Annotated in this window: 15 protein-coding genes; 4 read left to right on the top strand and 11 right to left on the bottom strand. The window is 68.3% G+C overall.

Going from position 1 to position 16,673, the window contains the following annotated elements:
• The 8 genes from VD964_RS22605 to VD964_RS22570 form a co-directional block, all read right to left on the bottom strand.
• The coding region (locus tag VD964_RS22605) for an SDR family NAD(P)-dependent oxidoreductase (RefSeq protein WP_324870751.1) at positions 1 to 539 on the bottom strand (539 nt) is incomplete at its 3' end.
• 14 nt (positions 540 to 553) lie between these two features.
• Entirely contained in the window at positions 554 to 1,390 is an 837-nt protein-coding gene (kduI, locus tag VD964_RS22600; RefSeq protein WP_324870750.1) for a 5-dehydro-4-deoxy-D-glucuronate isomerase, read from the bottom strand.
• A gap of 102 nt (positions 1,391 to 1,492) precedes the next feature.
• Positions 1,493 to 2,509, bottom strand: a complete 1,017-nt coding sequence (gene kdgT / locus VD964_RS22595; protein WP_324870749.1) for a 2-keto-3-deoxygluconate transporter — start codon at positions 2,507 to 2,509, stop codon at positions 1,493 to 1,495.
• A 215-nt stretch (positions 2,510 to 2,724) separates the two neighbouring features.
• Entirely contained in the window at positions 2,725 to 3,852 is a 1,128-nt protein-coding gene (locus VD964_RS22590) for a malate/lactate/ureidoglycolate dehydrogenase (protein WP_324870748.1), read from the bottom strand.
• Between the two features lie 163 nt (positions 3,853 to 4,015).
• Positions 4,016 to 5,692 carry a methyl-accepting chemotaxis protein gene (locus VD964_RS22585; protein WP_324870747.1) on the bottom strand — a complete coding sequence of 559 codons (1,677 nt, stop codon included), beginning with the start codon at positions 5,690 to 5,692 and terminating at the stop codon, positions 4,016 to 4,018.
• Positions 5,693 to 5,779: 87 nt separating this feature from the next.
• Positions 5,780 to 6,394, bottom strand: coding sequence for a histidine phosphatase family protein (locus VD964_RS22580; RefSeq protein ID WP_324870746.1), 615 nt, complete (start codon positions 6,392 to 6,394; stop codon positions 5,780 to 5,782).
• Between the two features lie 11 nt (positions 6,395 to 6,405).
• Complete coding sequence (locus VD964_RS22575; protein WP_324870745.1) at positions 6,406 to 7,563, bottom strand: alpha/beta hydrolase; 1,158 nt, start codon at positions 7,561 to 7,563, stop codon at positions 6,406 to 6,408.
• A gap of 71 nt (positions 7,564 to 7,634) precedes the next feature.
• On the bottom strand, positions 7,635 to 9,152 hold the full coding sequence (locus tag VD964_RS22570) for an MFS transporter (RefSeq protein ID WP_324870744.1): 1,518 nt from the start codon (positions 9,150 to 9,152) through the stop codon (positions 7,635 to 7,637).
• 773 nt (positions 9,153 to 9,925) lie between these two features.
• On the opposite strand from VD964_RS22570, the gene VD964_RS22565 reads away from it, so the two are divergent.
• From VD964_RS22565 to VD964_RS22555, 3 genes are read left to right on the top strand one after another with little or no spacing between them, the layout of a single operon-like run.
• On the top strand, positions 9,926 to 10,303 hold the full coding sequence (locus VD964_RS22565; protein ID WP_324870743.1) for a FeoA family protein: 378 nt from the start codon (positions 9,926 to 9,928) through the stop codon (positions 10,301 to 10,303).
• Between the two features lie 36 nt (positions 10,304 to 10,339).
• Positions 10,340 to 12,250, top strand: a complete 1,911-nt coding sequence (gene feoB / locus VD964_RS22560) for a ferrous iron transporter B (RefSeq protein WP_324870742.1) — start codon at positions 10,340 to 10,342, stop codon at positions 12,248 to 12,250.
• Between the two features lie 3 nt (positions 12,251 to 12,253).
• On the top strand, positions 12,254 to 12,475 hold the full coding sequence (locus VD964_RS22555; protein ID WP_324870741.1) for a hypothetical protein: 222 nt from the start codon (positions 12,254 to 12,256) through the stop codon (positions 12,473 to 12,475).
• Between the two features lie 25 nt (positions 12,476 to 12,500).
• Here the strand turns inward: VD964_RS22555 and mntR are convergent, their stop codons facing one another.
• Positions 12,501 to 12,980 carry a manganese-binding transcriptional regulator MntR gene (mntR, locus tag VD964_RS22550; RefSeq protein ID WP_324870740.1) on the bottom strand — a complete coding sequence of 160 codons (480 nt, stop codon included), beginning with the start codon at positions 12,978 to 12,980 and terminating at the stop codon, positions 12,501 to 12,503.
• Positions 12,981 to 13,235: 255 nt separating this feature from the next.
• Between mntR and VD964_RS22545 the strand changes: the two genes are divergently transcribed.
• Entirely contained in the window at positions 13,236 to 14,594 is a 1,359-nt protein-coding gene (locus VD964_RS22545; protein WP_324870739.1) for an Nramp family divalent metal transporter, read from the top strand.
• A gap of 21 nt (positions 14,595 to 14,615) precedes the next feature.
• Here the strand turns inward: VD964_RS22545 and otnI are convergent, their stop codons facing one another.
• The gene (gene otnI, locus VD964_RS22540; RefSeq protein ID WP_324870738.1) at positions 14,616 to 15,389 is read right to left on the bottom strand and encodes a 2-oxo-tetronate isomerase; all 774 of its coding nucleotides are present in this window, start codon (positions 15,387 to 15,389) and stop codon (positions 14,616 to 14,618) included.
• A gap of 229 nt (positions 15,390 to 15,618) precedes the next feature.
• Complete coding sequence (locus VD964_RS22535; protein WP_324870737.1) at positions 15,619 to 16,635, bottom strand: 1-aminocyclopropane-1-carboxylate deaminase; 1,017 nt, start codon at positions 16,633 to 16,635, stop codon at positions 15,619 to 15,621.
• Positions 16,636 to 16,673 lie beyond the last annotated feature (38 nt).

Genomic DNA, 16,673 nt, shown 5'->3' with positions numbered 1-16,673 from the left:
ATGCCCTTGCCGGCCCACTCGCACGCCAGAAGCTTGGTGATGCCGGCGACGCCGCTCTTGGACGCGGTGTAGGAGGGGACGCGGATGCCGCCCTGGAAGGACAGCATGGAGGCGATGTTGATGATCTTTCCCTTGCGCCCGGCGTCGATGGCGTAGCGGCCGAACGCCTGGCACAGGAAGAAGACCGTCTTGATGTTGATGTTCATCACGAGGTCCCAGTCGGCCTCGGTGAAGTCCACCGCGTCGGCGCGCCGGATCAGGCCGGCGTTGTTGACCAGGATGTCGAGCTGGCCGAGCGTGCCCACCGTCTCCTCGACCAGCCCCTGCACGGGGGCGATGGAGGTGAGGTCGGCCTTGATGGCGTGGAAGCGGCGGCCGGTGGCCTCCACCAGCCCGCGGGTCTCGTCGAGCGGCACGATGTCCGCCGCCGCGATGTCGGCGCCGGCCTGGGCCAGCGCCAGGGCGATGCCCTGGCCGATGCCGGTGTTGGCGCCGGTGACCAGGGCCACCTTACCGGTCAGATCGAAAGGCTTGGTCATGTGTCGAGTCTCCGTTAGCGCATCGAGGCCAGGGGAACCTGGTCCATGTCGTCGAAGGTCTGGTTGTCGCCGCCCATCGCCCAGATGAACGAATAGCTGTGGGTGCCGACGCCGCAATGGATCGACCAGGAGGGCGAGATCACCGCCTGCTCGTTGGCGACCACGATGTGGCGCGTCTCGGTCGGCTCACCCATGAAGTGGAACAGCCGCGCGCTTTCCGGCAGGTCGAAGTAGAAATAGAACTCGCAGCGGCGCTCGTGGGTGTGGCACGGCATGCTGTTCCACATGTTGCCGTTTTCCAGCACGGTCAGGCCCATGACCAGCTGCGCGGTGCGCACCACGTCGGGGTGGATCATCTGGTAGATGACGCGCTTGTTCCCGGTGGCGGTCTCGCCCAGCGGGCGCTGCTTGGCCTGGGCGGCGGAGATCTTCATGGTCTCGAACCGGGCATGGGCCGGGGTGCTGACCAGGTAGAACTTGGCCGGGTTGCTGCTGTCCAGGCTTTCGAAGCGGATGTCGACGCTGCCCATCGCGACATAGAGGGCGTCGCGGGTCTCCAGATCGTAGACGGTCCCGTCGACGGTCACGCGGCCGGCGCCACCGACGTTGAACAGGCCGAGCTCGCGGCGCTCCAGGAAGGTGTCGGAACCGATCTCCTTGGTCGCCACCAGGGCGAGCGGGGCGGAAACCGGCATGGCGCCGCCGGCGATGACGCGGTCGACGTGGCTGTAGGTCAGGACGATGTCGTCGGCCTGGAAGATCGATTCGATCAGGTAACGGTCGCGCAGGGTCTCGGTGTCGTAGGCGCGCGCGTCGGCCGGATGGGTGTCGTACCGGGTGGTGATCTTCATGATGGCGTTCCTCTGAAGGCGGGCGGCGATTGTGTCGTCGGACCCGTTTGAAGTCGGGCGGTCCCGGCGGCGGCGAACCGCTGCCGGGACTGCGTTGATGCTTTACTCGGCGGCGGCGACCTGCGCCGTCTGGACGCCCTTGGCGGCTTCGGCGGCCTGGTAGCGGGGCGACAGCACGCCGAAGCGGCGGGCCCACCAGGCGGTCAGCGGCGGCGTAAGCAGGGCGGTGACGACCACGCTGGTGGCGACCAGGGCCGTGGCGGCCGGGGCGGACGGGGCGAAGGACGGCTCGATCGAGGCGATAATCGGCGGGACGGTGACGGCCGCACCGGCGGTGGAGGCGGCACCGATGCCGGCCGTGCCGTTGCCCTTGGCCAGGAAGATGTCGGCCAGGACCAGCGTCGTGCCGGTGACGACGATCACGGCGACGCCCAGGACGATGCCCAGCAGGCCGGTGTTCAGGATCGTCGTGAAGTTCAGGTTGTTGCCCAGCGCAAAGGCGAAGAAGGGAACCATGACGCCCACGCCCTGGGTGAAGAAGGCACGCAGATCCTTGTCCAGGTTACCCAGCGCGAAGCCGATGACGAAGGGCAGCAGGGCGCCGACCATGGTCTGCCACGGGAAGACGGCCAGACCGGCGATGCCCAGCGTGACCATGGTCATGAAGGGGCCCGATTCGAGGCACATCAGGCAGAAGGCGCCGGCTTCCTCCTTGGTGCCGTACTGCTGCATCAGCGCCATGTACATGCCGCCGTTGGTGTCGTTCATCGCCGCGATGATCGCCAGGACCGACAGGCCGGTCAGGAAGCCGGATGAGATGCCCTCGGTCGGGATGAACCAGGAGGCGACGACGCCGGCCAGCGCCGCGGTGATGATCTTCACCGAAACCAGGACGCCGCTCTTGCGCAGGACCAGCGGAGTGGCCTTCAGGCTGATGCTGGCGCCGATGCAGAAGAACCAGACCGACAGGATCGGCAGCGTGCCGGTGATCAGCCCGTTGGTGAAGGAGCCGAAGAACTTGCCGGTGTTCGGGGCGAAGGTGTTCAGGCACGCACCGAGGAACAGTGGAACGATCATCATCCCGCCGGGGATGCTGTCTATGCGCTTCTTGATGTTCATGACGCTAGGCTCCTGAAATGCCCGCTCGGGGTTTGCGCCGGGAGCGCGCGGCTCGCTGGCCGCGTTGTGTTCGTGTGTACTAGTATACTAGTACGCAGCGCTACGAAAGACCTTGATATGGATCAATTCGGATTTTTCGCAGAAACATGGGCAAAGGCAGGGGCGACAGGGGCGCGGAAGCGGTTGCGGCCGCGCCCTTCAGGCGTCGCAAATGGTCAGGCCAGCAACTCCGCCAACTCCACCCCCCGCTCCCGGCCCAGGCTGTCCAGCATCGCCAGGGTGGCGCCGTCGAGCGGGACGCCGTCGGCCAGTCGCTGCCGGCGGGTGCGGCTTTCTGGCTCGCCCGGCATCTGGATGGAGTCGGCACCCGGTGCGGTGGGAGTGTCGCGGATATAGGCGACCAGATCGTCGAAATCCGCGGCCCACTGGGCATTGCCGCCGCGGGCCGGGTCGAAGACGATGGCGAACATGTTGTTCATCACCCGGCCGGAATCCTGGTGCGACGGCGTGCCCGGCATCGCCGATGCCAGCGCTCCGGCCAGCACGTCGCACATCAGCGACAGGCCGAAGCCCTTGTGGCCGCCCAGCGGCAGCAGCGCGCCCGAGGGATCCTGGAACATCACGCCGGGATCGCGCGTGGGGTTGCCTTGCTGGTCGAGCAGCAGGCCGGGCGCCATCTCCTGCCCCTTGCCCATGGCGACCCGGCATTTGCCGACGGCCACGGCGCTGGTGGCGAAATCCAGGATCAGGGCCGGAGTCGCCTGCGTGGCCGGGATGGCGATGCAGATCGGATTGGTGCCCAGCCGCGGCCGGGTGCCGTCATGCGGCGCCACCGCCGGGCGGGTGACGACATTGACGAAGGCCATGGAGACGAGGCCCGCATCGCTGCACTGTTCGCCATAGGAGCCGACGCGGCCGATGTGATGACTGTCGCGCAGGGACAGCACCGCCAGCCCGTCCCGCCGTGCCCGCTGGATGGCGAGGTCCGTCGCCTCGCGCGCGATAACCTGCCCATAACCGCTTGCGCCGGCGACCGACAGGAAGGGGCCCGACTCGCCGATCACGGTCGCGTGCTGGTTGGGGCGCAGCAGCCCGGCGGCGATGGCCGGCATATACATGGCGAGCATGCCGACCCCGTGGCTGTCATGTCCGCGCAGGTTCGCCTCGACCAAATGGTCGGCCACCACCCTCGCCTCCTCCGCCTCGCTGCCGGCAGCGCGCAGCAGGCGGCGCACGGCCTCGGCCAGCCTGTCGGCCTGCACCGGCCGGATGCTGGTCCCATAGACGCCGGCATTGAAGGATGCCGCCGCGGCGAAGGGGTCCGTTTTTATCTCAGTCATCATCTGCCTTCCCGACCGGCGACCGCCGCCACCGGGCGACGGCCCCATTTCAGGTCCCTATTTGGTCCCGGCTTCACAACCGGAACAAGGGCGGAAATGGGAGGGCAGAAATACACCTGGGCTGGCTCCCGGCGGCCTGTACCGCCGGGAGCGCATCCTCTTCTGGTCAGGCCGCGTTGACCTCGGCCACGAAGCGGCGGACCTCGTCCTTCAGACGCTCCGACTGCGCCGACACGCTCTCCACGCTGGTGGACACCAGGCGCATCCGCTCGCTGGTGGTGGTCATGGTCGCCGACAGCGAACCGACGCTGCTGGTGACCTGACGGGAATTGTCGGCGGCCGTGCGGGCATTGGCGAAGATTTGGTGGGTCGCCGCCTCCTGCTGCTGCACGGCCGACGCCACCTCGCCGTTCAGGGCGCTGAGGTTGGTGATCAGGCTGGCAATGCCCTCGATGGCGCCGATGGCGTTGGCGGTCGCCGCGCGGATGGCCCCCACCTGCGACTGGATGTCCTCGGTCGCCTTGGCGGTCTGGGTGGCGAGGCTCTTCACCTCGCTCGCCACGACGGCGAAGCCCTTGCCGGCCTCGCCGGCACGTGCCGCCTCGATGGTGGCGTTCAGCGCAAGCAGGTTGGTCTGGCCGGCGATGGAGTTGATCAGCTCCACCACCGCGCCGATCTGCTCGGCGGCGGACGCGAGACCGGTGACGATGCCGGTGGTGTTGGACGTCTCCGTCACCGCGCGCGACGCGGTCTGGGCGGCGCTTTCCACCTGACGGCTGATGGCGGCGATGGACCCGCGCAGCTCCTCGCTCGCCTGGGCGGCCGACTCGACGCTGTCGGACGCGCCCTGGGCGGCGCCGGCGGCGGCATGCGCCTGATCGGTGGTGCTGGCGGCGTCGTTGCTGAGGGCAGCGGTGCGCTCGTGCAGGGCGACGGTGGTGGTGCTGAGCGTCGCCACGACTTCGTCCATCGCGCGGGCGAACTCGGCGGCGCGGGCGGACAGGCGCTCGCGCTGGACGTCGCGGGCGGCGCGGTCCAGCTCGGCCCGCTGGCTCTCGTCGCGGGCGGTCTGCAGGGTGGTGGCGAGGCCGGCAACGGCGCGGGCCATGTCGCCGATCTCGTCCGGGCGGTCGGCATGAGGCACGGTGACGGTCAGGTCGCCGCCGCCGATGCGGCCCAGCACGTCGCGGACCGCCAGCAGCGGACGCGACAGGCCGCGCGAAACCCAGATGCCGATGCCGACGCTGATCGCCAGCAGCAGCAGGGTGACGCCCAGTTCACGCAGGGCGCGGGCCTGGAATTCCGCGTCGACGTCGTCGGTGTAGACGCCGGTGCCGATCATCCACTGCCAGGGCTGGTAGCCGGTGGCGTAGGCGATCTTCGGCGACGGATCGGCGGTGTCGGTGCGCTTGTGGCGGAAGGCGACGAAGCCGCCGCCGGCCTTGGCCGCGTCAGTCATCTGCACGTTGAAGGGAACGCCGTCGGGATCCTTCAGGTTCAGCAGGTTCTTGCCCTCGACCTGCGGGCGCAGGCCATGGACCAGGCTGACGCCGGCATAGTCATAGACGAAGAAATACTCGCCGTTGCCATAGCGCATGGCGCGCACGGCGTTGCGAGCGAGTTCCTGCGCTTCCGCGCGCTGCAGCTTGCCGGCCTTCTCCTGTTCGCCGTACAGGGCGATCACGGAGGATGCGGCGTCGACCATCTCCTTGACCTTGGCCTTGCGCTGTTCGATCAGGTTCGTGCGCATTCCCGTCAGGTGGACGGTGGCGCCGGCAAGCGTGCTGAGCAGCGCCACGCCGAACACCAGCAGCATCAGCCGCGTACCAATCTTGAGCTTCATCACGCCCTTCTCCTCAGTCCTGATCCACGCGGCACCGCATGGCATCCACGCATCGTTCGAATTGGTTGGTCTGTTGGTCGTCTTCGCTCAGGCCGTGCATCCGGCCAGTCTCTCCAGCTGGTCGCAGCGCCACCGCCCCGGTCCGCCCGGCGGGACGGACAGGCGGGTGAAGGCCACGACCTCGCAATTTTCCAGCTCCACCCCCGGCCGGCCGGCCAGACGGTGCAGCAGGATGCGGCCGATCCCCTTGCTGCCGACCAGCAGCGGCCGGCGGGCCAGCAGGTCGGCGGCCGGATTCGCGGGCGAGGTGGCGAGTTCCTCCACCCCGTCGAGGACGCGCGCGGCGAACGCGCCCTCGCTCTCCCCGCCCGGCGGGGTTTCGCCTGCGGCGAACCAGGGGCGGGTCAGATCGATCGGCAGCCCGTTCCACTCCCCCAGCCGGCGCTCGCGCAGCCAGTCGCGGGAGAGAAGCGGGACGCCCAGTGCCTCGGCGAACAGGGCGCCGGTGACCGCGGTGCGCCGCAGCGGACCGGCGATCACGAGGCCGCAGTCGTGCCCTTGGGCGCGGAAGCGCTCCGCAGCCCGACGGGCCTGTTCGATGCCTTGTTCGGTCAACGCGACGTCGCGGTCGCCGCCGCAACGCACGCCGCGGCGGTTGTCCTCGGTCTGGCCGTGGCGCACGAAATGAAAGCGGTCGGTCATCGCCAGCCCCCTTACCGGAACAGGATGCGGTCGGCGCCCGCGGTCCAGCCGAGGGTGCTTTCCGCCGGCCAGCCATGGGGGGCCGCCATCCAGCGGCGCAGGGCATCGATGTGCAACGGATCGCTCAGCGTCGGGGTATGGCCGACGTCCGGCACATGGACGACGCTGACCCGCGGCTTCTCCATCATCCGCGCGATGGTGGACTCTTGCAGGGCGTCGCTCATCATACCGTGGACCAGCAGCACCGGGCAGGATACCCGCTGCCAGTCGTCCCACTGGTCGTGGTCCTGGGCGGCGCCGTCGCGGTAGCATTGCAGCGCGCGGATGTCGTGGCGGTAGACGCGGCCGCCATTCTCCTCCGACCAGCGGGTCTGGTGGAAGCTGTTGTGCAGAAGCACGGTGTCGTCCACCGGCCCGTCGTTCTTCTGGGCGGCGCCGGTGCGGTGGAACAATTGGGCCGGATGGCGGAAGACATAGTGGCGGGCGACCGACTCGGCCCGGCGCCGGCGGCGCTCGTTCGGGATGAAGGGACCGATGTCGTTGAGGATCAGGCCATCAACCAGCTCCGGCGCCTCGGCCGCCACCCGCATGGCGACGTTGCCGCCGAGCGAGGAGCCGAGCAGCGTCACCGACCCCAGCCGCTTGTGCCGGATCAGCGCCATCACCTGGGCGACGTTGCCGTCGAAGCTGTAGTCGGACTGTTCCGCCAGCCAGCCGCTGCGGCCGCGCCCCGCCCAGTCCAGGCACAGGACATGGTAATGGCGCGACAGGGCACGTGCGATGTAGTCGAAGCGCCGGGCCGAATTGGCGATGCCGCCGAGGCAGATCAGCGCCGGATTCTGCGGGCTGCCCCATTCCGTGTAGGCGAGGCGGATGCTGTAGTCGGTGCGCAGCCGCTCCACCGTGCCGGGCTGCAGCTCGGCGCTGTGGGTGTAGTCGAAATGGCGCAAGCTGTGGCCGGCCCCGATCAGCGGTTCGATCACCCGCATGATCGTCTCGTAGGTCTTCCAATTGATCTCTTCGGCCGATCCGATGCCGAGCGCATCCAGCGTGGCGCGCAGCGCCTCCATCGCGCGGCCATGACGGCCGTCGGCTGGAAGGGTCTGGCCGCCGCAGAGCGGCGGTGCCGGCATGGCGCGAAGGGGCTCCACGAGCATCTGGTCAGGCATGGGCGTCTTCGCCTCCGTGATAGATGGGTGGGGGATCGATGAATGCTGAGATGGCAAGCGGGTCGCCGTGGTCATGGGGCCGCGCCCTCTCCGGCCGGCCGTGATGCGGGGGCTGCGGCCGGGGCCAGCAGGAACACCGCGCAGAAGGCCGTGCCGCACAGCATGCCCAGCACGCCCAGCGTCACCAGCGCCGCCTGAATCCCGAATCGGTCGGCGACGGCGGCGGCCAGCAGCGGGCCCGCCACCGATCCGCCCCGCTCCAGCAGGCGGTAGACGGCGAAGACGCTCGAGTCGCCCATGCGGGCGCATTCCGTACGGCAGACCTCCGGCACCAGGGCCAGCTGGGTCGCGTTGTTCAGGGCGTGGGCGACACCCAATGCCGCGATGCCGGCCAGGATGCCCGGAACGCCGGGGTCCTGAAGGATCGCCAGCGTGCCCGCCCCGCCGACCAGCCCGCCGATCCCGGCGAACAGGGCATGGCGGCCGGTGCGGTCGGCCAGCCGCGACATCCAGGGACCGAGCAGCACGATGATCAGCCCATAGGTCATCATCAACCGGCCGATCCCCGCCGGCGTCTCGCCCGCCGCATGAAGGGAGACCGGAACCAGATAGAAGAGGTAGCCGGTCAGCATCAGCTTCGTCGGCACCGACGAGAACAGCAGCAGGGCGACGAAGCGCGGGTTGGCGAGCAGCCCGCCCACGTCGCCCAAGCGGAAGCGACGATCCTGCGCCCGCTCCACCCGGTCGGCCGGAAGCAGGGTCGCGGCGGTGACGGCGGCGGCCAGCGCCAGCAGGGCCGAGGCCGCGAAGGTGGCGCGATAGCCGAGAAGGTCGGCAAGAACACCGCCCAGCGGCGCGCCGCACAGGCCGGCGACGATCACGGCGGCGACGAACTGCGCCATGCCGCGCGCCCGCTGACCGGCCGGGGTGTGGCGGGCGATGAAGCCCTGCGCGCCGATGAACATCACCGCATAGCCGAGCGCGCAGGCGCTGCGCCACAGCAGCAGTTCTGTCAGCGACCCGGCCAGCGCCGTCCCGGCGAAGCCCGCGACCGCCGGCAGGGTGCCGAGCAGCAGGGTGCGGCGGCTGCCGAACCGGTCGGCCCAGGCGCCGGCGAAGGGGGTGAAGACCGCGACCAGCGCCATGAACAGCCCGATCGGCAGGCCCATCATCAGGGTTTCCGACAGGCCGGGCACCGGCGTGTAAAGCTCGCGCGTGTAGAGCGGCAGGAAGGAGCGCGACAGCTCTTCCGCCAGCATGAACAGGAACAGCGCGGCGCGCATTCCCGCCACCGCCGATGCGGGTTCCGATGCCCCACTGTGCGGCGCGGCGGCAAGCAGGAGCAGAGCCTCGAACACCAGCAGAAGCGAAACGAGCAGCAGAACGGCGCCATCAAAGAGGATGCCGCGCAGCGCCTCGGCCGGCAGCACGGAGGTCAGCTGCGGCAGCACCCCGGCCGCGAAGGCGATCAGGGCCGTCGCCACCATTATAATGGCGCGCAAGGGCGTGGCTCCGGCCGCGCGCAGCAAGGCCGGAGCCCACAGGGCCGACAACGCCACCGCAGCCGAAACTGCGGCGGCAACTGTCATCAAACGATCACGAACGACATTGAGCACAACCTGTGCGGAATTGGGCTCAATTGTCGAGGCATAGCTTGCATAAAATTTAGCACAAACCAGAAAAGACAGGATGAAGAGGCTAATTGCTGTGATGACAGGCAGAGTCACGCGCGGACGTGCGACCGAATTTGGTTGCATAGGCAGCTCCAGACACACAACCGCTTTCAGGAAGTGTGTTGGAGGCTAAATCGTAACTCCAAAGAATTGGTAAACCGAAATTGCATCGGAAATAAATGTTTCCTCCGGATTGTTGCATATCCGTGTATGCATTTTGTTCAGATCACTGATACTGAAGATCTTCGGTAAAATGCTGACGGATACTCGCGGAGATAGGGAACAACTACTTCGTTATGTGAATAGAGACCGTTTTCTTGTCTGCGCTACAGCACATACCAAAGCAACCGCGATCTCCATCGTCCAAGGACAAATGACGGTTGCAGTGCAGCACGGGCCTTTCGACGCTATTTCAGATTGGTGCGCAGCCATCGCCGCCACGCAAAGTGGGTCCATCGGTCCTTCGTGCAGGGCAATTCGCACCAAGCCCGCATACCAAAATTGCAGAGGAAAAAAGGCCTATGACTACGCTCCCGGCGGGCACCCCATTGTCGGCATGTCCATAGCAGGGCTTTGCGACGCTTCGCCACATCGCTGTTGAGAGTGATTCGCATCATTATGGCCCCCGCGGCCCGGTGCCGCCGAATTGCACGCCCTGTCGGTGCCGTGCAGCCGAAAGGTGATCCTCAATGACTGCCCCCGTGTCGGGTCCGATCTCCGGACCCGCTTCCGCCGCCGTTCCCTCTCCCGTTGCCCGCATGACGCCCGGTCCGGCACCCGGCACCTCCTCCGACCCGCCGTCCGCCGTGGAGGGCTGCCGTCTCGGTGCGTTGCGCAAGGGCCAGCGCGCGGTGGTGACCGGTCTCGACGAGAGTGCGGTCGCCACCCCGCTGCCGCCCGGCGAACTGGAACGCCGCATGATCGAGATGGGCCTGATCGAAGGCGCCCGCGTGGAGATCCTGCATGAAGGATTCCCGGGTTCCGATCCGCTTGCCGTGCGCATCAACGACCACACCCTGGCCATGCGCCGGGCGGAAGCGCACGCCGTTCTGGTGACGCTCGGCTGAGCGTTGCCTCCCCTTCCTGCGGAAAGGATTTCCGCGATGTCGAATTCTGCCGTTTTGGCCGCACCCGTTTTGGCCTCACTCCCGCGCATCGCGCTGGTCGGCAATCCGAACTGCGGCAAGACCGCCCTGTTCAACGCCCTGACCGGCGCCCGCCAGAAGGTCGCCAACTATCCCGGCGTCACGGTGGAGCGCAAGGTCGGCGAGCTTCTGAGCCCCGCCGGCGCCCGCGTCCAGGTGATGGACCTGCCCGGCACCTACAGCCTGCGCGCCCGCTCCCCCGACGAGGAGGTGACGCGCGACGTCGTGCTCGGCCGGTTCGAGCATGAATCGCCGCCGGACGTGATGGTCTGCGTCGCCGACGCCACCAACCTGCGCCTGCATCTGCGGCTGGTGCTGGAGTTGAAGAAGCTCGGCCGTCCCATCATCCTGGCGCTCAATATGATGGATGTCGCCGAGGCGCGCGGCTGCCGCGTCGACGCGGCGGCCCTGTCGGCGGCGCTCGGCGTGCCGGTGGTGCCGACGGTGGCGATCAAGCGCACCGGCGTGGTCGGCCTGCTCGACCAGATCGACCGCAGCATGATGGTGATGGTGGGCGACGGCCCCCCGGCACCCTGCGGATGGAGCGAACCGTCGGCACGCGACCTGCGCGCCTACCATCAAGAGGTCGAATCGATCCTGGCCGCCGCGCTGCGCGACGCCGGAAAGCCGTCGCTCGCCACGCAACGCATCGACGCGGCCCTGCTGCACCCGGCCATCGGCCTGCCCTTCCTGTTCCTGGTGCTGTTCCTGATGTTCCAGGCGGTATTCGCCTGGGCGGCCCTGCCGATGGACATGATCGAGGGCGCCCTGGGCTGGGTGCAGGCGGCAGCCGGCGCCGCCCTGCCCGACGGCATGCTGAAGAGCCTGATCACCGACGGCATCATCGCCGGGGTGGGCAGCGTGGTGATCTTCCTGCCGCAGATCCTCGTGCTGTTCCTTTTCATCCTGATCCTTGAATCCACCGGCTACATGGCACGGGCGGCCTTCCTGCTCGACCGGCTGATGGGCGGCGTCGGCCTGCACGGACGGGCCTTCATCCCGCTGCTGTCCAGCTTCGCCTGCGCCGTGCCCGGCATCATGGCGGCCCGCACCATCGAGAACCGCGCCGACCGGCTGGCCACCATCATGATCGCGCCGCTGATGACCTGCTCGGCCCGGCTTCCGGTCTACACGCTGATCATCGCCGCCTTCGTCCCCGAACGGACGGTGGCCGGCGGCATGATCGGGCTGCAGGGGCTGGTGATGTTCACCCTCTATGCCGCGGGAATCCTGTCGGCGCTGGCGGTCGCCTTCGTGCTGAAGCGCACGATCTTCAAGGGCGCGCGGGATCCGCTGCTGATGGAGCTGCCGGCCTACCGGCTGCCCAGCCCGCGCGACATCCTGATCGGCCTGCTGGAGCGCGCCCGCATCTTCCTGGCCCGCGCCGGCACGGTGATCTTCGCCATCATGATCCTGCTGTGGTTCCTCGGCACGTTCCCGGGGGCACCCGAGGGCGCCACCGGCCCGGCGATCGACTACAGCTTCGCCGGAATGCTGGGCCATGCGCTGGCGCCGCTGCTGGCGCCCATCGGCTTCACCTGGCAGATCGCCATCGCGCTGGTTCCAGGCATGGCGGCGCGCGAGGTGGCGGTGGCCGCGCTCGGCACCGTCTATGCGCTGAGCGAGACGGGGGACGCGCTGTCCGGATCGCTGTCCGGCGTGCTGGCGGCGGACTGGAGCCTGCCGACCGCGCTGTCGCTGCTGGCATGGTTCGTGTTCGCCCCGCAATGCGTCTCCACCCTGTCGGTGGTGAAGCGGGAAACCAACTCCTGGTTCTGGATGCTGGTGATGATCGCCTACATGACGCTGCTCGCCTACGGTGCGGCCTTCGTCACCTTCCGGGTGTCCAGCGCCCTGCTGGGAGGGTGAGCGATGATGGAAACACTCGTCGTCGGGCTGATCGTCACCCTGGCCTTCGCCTGGGTCGCCTGGACCATCCTGCTGCCGCCCGCCGCCCGTGACCGCCTGCGCCGGCTGGCGGGTCGCCCCGCCCCGCCAGCCCCGACGGGCGGTTGCGGCGGGGGCTGCTGCGGCTGCGAGGCGGCGGGCCCGAAGCCGGTGCGGCGCCACGGCGGCTCCTGCGGGAGCCACTGAGGCGACCACTGAGGCTGGGAGACGGTCAGCCGCCCCGCGCCAGCGCGCGGCGGAAGGCGTCCAGCGTCTCGGCGCTGACATGGTGCTCGATGCCTTCGGCGTCGATGCGCGCAGTGTCGGCGCTGACGCCGAGGGAGCGCAGGAAGGCCTCCACCGTCTGGTGGCGCTCCCGGCTTTCCTCGGCGATCCGGCGGCCGGCATCGGTAAGGAACACCGCCCGGTAGGGCTTGCGGGTGACCAGCCCCTCCGCCGCCAGACGGTCGAGCATGCGGGCGACGGTGGGCTGCGCCACGCCCAGCCTCGCGGCGATGTCGACCTGCCGGGCCTCCTGCCCGCTTTCGATCAGGTCGGCGATCAGCTCCACGTAATCCTCGGCCAGGGCGGAGCGCTGCGCCTCCCGCGTGCGGCGGAACCCCTCGGCATGGAGTTCGGCATCGGGCAGGGCGGAATCAGCCGACACGGCCCCACCCTCTTCCCACTCAGGCGACTTCCGGGATTCGGCCATCGCGCGCGTCGACTCCTCTGAAGGTCATACCCAAACGGTTGCACAAACGGTTGCGCCCACCCTCCGATGCCGACCGCCGGTCGTCAAGCCCAGCGTCGACCCGGCCGGCCCCACCCTTCAGGAGCCGCATCCTTCGGGGGTCGGTGACGATTCCGGCAAAAAGTTGCGGTTCGGAAAGTATAGCACCTTGCATACTCGTTGTCCCGGTACATACTTGATTGATACCAATTCGCAACTCGGCCAGGAGTCTCGCCGATGTCGGAAGCCGAAGCCGCCCTGCCGACCCCGAAGGCCTGGAGGAATTCCAGTCCGGATGGAGAGGCGCGACTCAGCCTGCCGGAGGTCCATGCCTCAGTCGCGGTGCCGCAGGGCGGTCTGTGGCTGCGCCGGATGCTGGCCTTCGCCGGGCCTGGCTACATGGTGTCGGTCGGCTATATGGATCCCGGCAACTGGGCGACCGACCTCGCCGGCGGGTCGCAGTTCGGCTACACGCTGCTGGCCGTCATCATGCTGTCGAACCTGATGGCGATCCTGCTGCAGTCGCTGGCCGCAAGGCTCGGTATCGTCACCGGCCGCGATCTGGCCCAGGCCTGCCGCGACCATTACCCGCGTCCGGTCAACATGGTGCTGTGGGTGGCGTGCGAGGCGGCGATCATCGCCTGCGACCTTGCCGAGGTGATCGGCACCGCCATCGCGCTGAACCTGCTGTTCGGCATCCCGCTGATCGGCGGGGCGCTGATCACCGCGCTCGACGCCTTCCTGGTCCTGCTGCTGATGCAGCGGGGGTTCCGCTATCTCGAAGCCTTCGTGATCGCGCTGCTGGTGGTCATCGCCGGCTGCTTCATCGTGCAGATCGCAGCCGCCGCTCCGCCGGTCGCCGCCGTCCTGCACGGCTTCGTGCCGTCGGCGGAGATCGTCACCAACCCCGAGATGCTCTACATCGCCATCGGCATCCTGGGCGCGACGGTGATGCCGCACAACCTGTACCTTCATTCGTCCATCGTGCAGACGCGGGCCTATCCGCGCACGGAGGAAGGGCGGCGCGACGCCATCACCTGGGCCACCGCCGACAGCACCATCGCGCTGATGCTGGCCCTTTTCGTCAATGCCGCCATCCTGATCCTGGCAGCCAGCGTCTTCCACGGCAGCGGCCATACCGACGTGGCGGAGATCGGACAGGCGTTCGAGCTGCTGTCGCCCCTGCTCGGCCTCGGCATCGCGTCGACGCTGTTCGCGGTGGCATTGCTGGCCTCCGGCCTGAATTCCACGGTGACAGCGACGCTGGCCGGCCAGATCGTGATGGAAGGCTTCCTGCGGCTGCGCCTGCCCCATTGGGCGCGCCGGCTGCTGACCCGCGGGCTTGCCATCATCCCGGTGGTGGTGGTGACGGCGATCTATGGCGAACGCGGCACGGCGCAGCTTCTGGTCTTCAGCCAGGTGGTGCTGTCGATGCAGTTGCCCTTCGCGGTGATCCCGCTGGTCCGCTTCGTCACCGACCGCAGCAAGATGGGCAAATTCGTCGTCCCCGGCTGGGTCGCCACCCTGTCCTGGATCGTCGCCACGGTGATCGTCGTGCTGAACCTGAAGCTGCTGTACGACACCGTCCTGGCGTGATGGCCGGTCGGTCGCGGCCGGTCAGCCGCAGTAGGGGCCGAACCAGCCGAGCCCCTCCTCGGTCCGGCCCCGCGGGCGGTATTCGCAGCCGACGAACCCGCCATAGCCCAGCCGGTCCAGTTCGGCGAACAGAAAGGGCCAGTTCAGTTCCTCCCCGTCCGGTTCCTGGCGGGAGGGGACCGAGGCGATCTGGATATGGCCGATCATCGGCATCAGCCGGCGCAGCGCCATGGTGACGTCGCCATGCAGGATCTGCCGGTGGTAGATGTCGAACTGCAGCCTGACGTTCGGCCGGCCGATCCCGGCGATCAGCCTTTCCGCGGCGGCGAAATCATTCAGGAAATAGCCGGGCATGTCGCGCCCGTTGATCGGCTCCAGCATCAGATCGATGCCGCGTTCGCCCAGCACATCGGCGGCATACAGCACCGCATCGCGATAGCGCGCGGCGGCCGCCGGGTCGCCGGGCTCGCCCAGCCCGGCCATAAGGTGCAGCCGGCGGCAGCCCGTCGCCTCGGCATAGCGCAGCGCGGTGGCGACGCCGGCCTTCACCTCTCCGAAGCGGCCGGGCAGAGCGGCCAGCCCCCGCTCCCCCGCCGCCCAGTCGCCGGGCGGCATGTTGAACAGGGCCTGGGTCAGGCGATTGCGCTGGAGGCGCCCGGCGATCTCGTCCGGCGCATGGTCGTAGGGAAACAGATACTCGACGGCGCGGAAGCCGGCATCCGCCGCGGCGTCGAAGCGGTCGAGGAACGGCCGCTCCGTGAACATCATCGTCAGGTTTGCGGCGAAGCGGGGCATGGCGCGGGCCGGCCTTGGCAGGAGGGATGTCCGGGGCCGGCCCCGGCGGATGCGGCCGGACGGCCAGCCGCATCACGCGCGGGATTGAAGAGAAGCCATCCCGAAAGGTCAAGGCCGGTTCCGGCAGGTCGCCAGGGCCATCGCATTTGGCTCCCTCTCCCGCCCCGGGAGAGGGCGTTTATCGCCATATGCTAAAACCCTCGACAAGCCGCAACCCGGTCCGCCGGACTCAGCCGTTGCGGTAGGTGTAGCTGTAGCCGTTGATCGCCGGCGCCCCGCCGAGATGGGCGTAGAGCACCTTGGAGCCCTCCGGGAACCAGCCCTTCCTGACGAGGTCGATCATGCCCTGCATCGACTTGCCTTCATAGACCGGGTCGGTGATCATCGCCTCGGTACGGGCGGCGAGGCGGATGGCCTCGTTGGTCTCGGCGCTCGGCACGCCATAGGCGGGATAGGCGTAGTTTTCCAGGATGACGATCTCGTCGTCGCGGACCTCGCGGCCGAGTTCGACCAACTCGGCCGTGCTGTCGACGATCTGGCGAACCTGGGTTCGGGTCTGCTCTGGCGTGCCGGAGGCATCGATGCCGATCACACGGTCGGCCCGGTCGTCGTCGGCGAAACCGACGATCATGCCGGCCTGGGTCGATCCGGTCACCACGCAGACGACGATGTAGTCGAACGTGAAGCCGAGTTCGGCCTCCTGCTTGCGCACCTCCTCGGCAAAGCCGACATAGCCGAGCCCGCCATATTTGTGCACCGACGCGCCGGCCGGAATGCCGTAGGGCTTGCCGCCGGCATCCTTGACCGACTGGATCGCGTCCTCCCAGCTCTTGCGAATGCCGATGTCGAAGCCGTCTGGAACGATGCGGCTGTCCGCGCCCATCAGGCGGGTCAGCAGGATGTTGCCGACACGGTCATAGACGGCGTCCTCGTGCGGGACCCAGCTTTCCTGCACCACGACGCATTTCATGCCGATCTTGGCCGCCGTCGCCGCCACCATGCGGGTGTGGTTGGACTGCACGCCGCCGATGGACACCAGAGTGTCCGCGCCCGACGCGATGGCGTCCGGAACGATGTATTCCAGCTTGCGCAGCTTGTTGCCGCCCATGGCGAGGCCGGAGTTGCAGTCGTCGCGCTTGGCGTAGATCTCGACCTTGCCGCCCAGCGCAGCGGTCAGGCGCGGCAGATGCTCGATCGGGGTCGGGCCGAAGGTCAGCGGATAGCGTTCGAAACGGTCGAGGCGCATCGTGGCATGCTCCATTGGTGAGGTGGAGCAACGGTATC

The sequence above is a fragment of the Azospirillum sp. genome (assembly GCF_035628975.1).
Lineage (GTDB): Bacteria > Pseudomonadota > Alphaproteobacteria > Azospirillales > Azospirillaceae > Azospirillum.
This window is presented reverse-complemented; position numbering and strand designations above follow the sequence as displayed.

Excerpts from the sequence above, each read along its gene's own strand:
- kduI (WP_324870750.1), bottom strand. The coding sequence starts at position 1,390 with ATGAAGATCACCACCCGGTACGACACCCATCCGGCCGACGCGCGCGCC.
- VD964_RS22565 (WP_324870743.1), top strand. The coding sequence starts at position 9,926 with ATGACTGCCCCCGTGTCGGGTCCGATCTCCGGACCCGCTTCCGCCGCC.
- VD964_RS22555 (WP_324870741.1), top strand. The coding sequence starts at position 12,254 with ATGATGGAAACACTCGTCGTCGGGCTGATCGTCACCCTGGCCTTCGCC.
- VD964_RS22580 (WP_324870746.1), bottom strand. The coding sequence starts at position 6,394 with ATGACCGACCGCTTTCATTTCGTGCGCCACGGCCAGACCGAGGACAAC.
- VD964_RS22570 (WP_324870744.1), bottom strand. The coding sequence starts at position 9,152 with ATGACAGTTGCCGCCGCAGTTTCGGCTGCGGTGGCGTTGTCGGCCCTG.
- VD964_RS22545 (WP_324870739.1), top strand. The coding sequence starts at position 13,236 with ATGTCGGAAGCCGAAGCCGCCCTGCCGACCCCGAAGGCCTGGAGGAAT.
- feoB (WP_324870742.1), top strand. The coding sequence starts at position 10,340 with ATGTCGAATTCTGCCGTTTTGGCCGCACCCGTTTTGGCCTCACTCCCG.
- otnI (WP_324870738.1), bottom strand. The coding sequence starts at position 15,389 with ATGCCCCGCTTCGCCGCAAACCTGACGATGATGTTCACGGAGCGGCCG.
- VD964_RS22585 (WP_324870747.1), bottom strand. The coding sequence starts at position 5,692 with ATGAAGCTCAAGATTGGTACGCGGCTGATGCTGCTGGTGTTCGGCGTG.
- kdgT (WP_324870749.1), bottom strand. The coding sequence starts at position 2,509 with ATGAACATCAAGAAGCGCATAGACAGCATCCCCGGCGGGATGATGATC.
- VD964_RS22575 (WP_324870745.1), bottom strand. The coding sequence starts at position 7,563 with ATGCCTGACCAGATGCTCGTGGAGCCCCTTCGCGCCATGCCGGCACCG.
- VD964_RS22535 (WP_324870737.1), bottom strand. The coding sequence starts at position 16,635 with ATGCGCCTCGACCGTTTCGAACGCTATCCGCTGACCTTCGGCCCGACC.
- VD964_RS22590 (WP_324870748.1), bottom strand. The coding sequence starts at position 3,852 with ATGATGACTGAGATAAAAACGGACCCCTTCGCCGCGGCGGCATCCTTC.
- mntR (WP_324870740.1), bottom strand. The coding sequence starts at position 12,980 with ATGGCCGAATCCCGGAAGTCGCCTGAGTGGGAAGAGGGTGGGGCCGTG.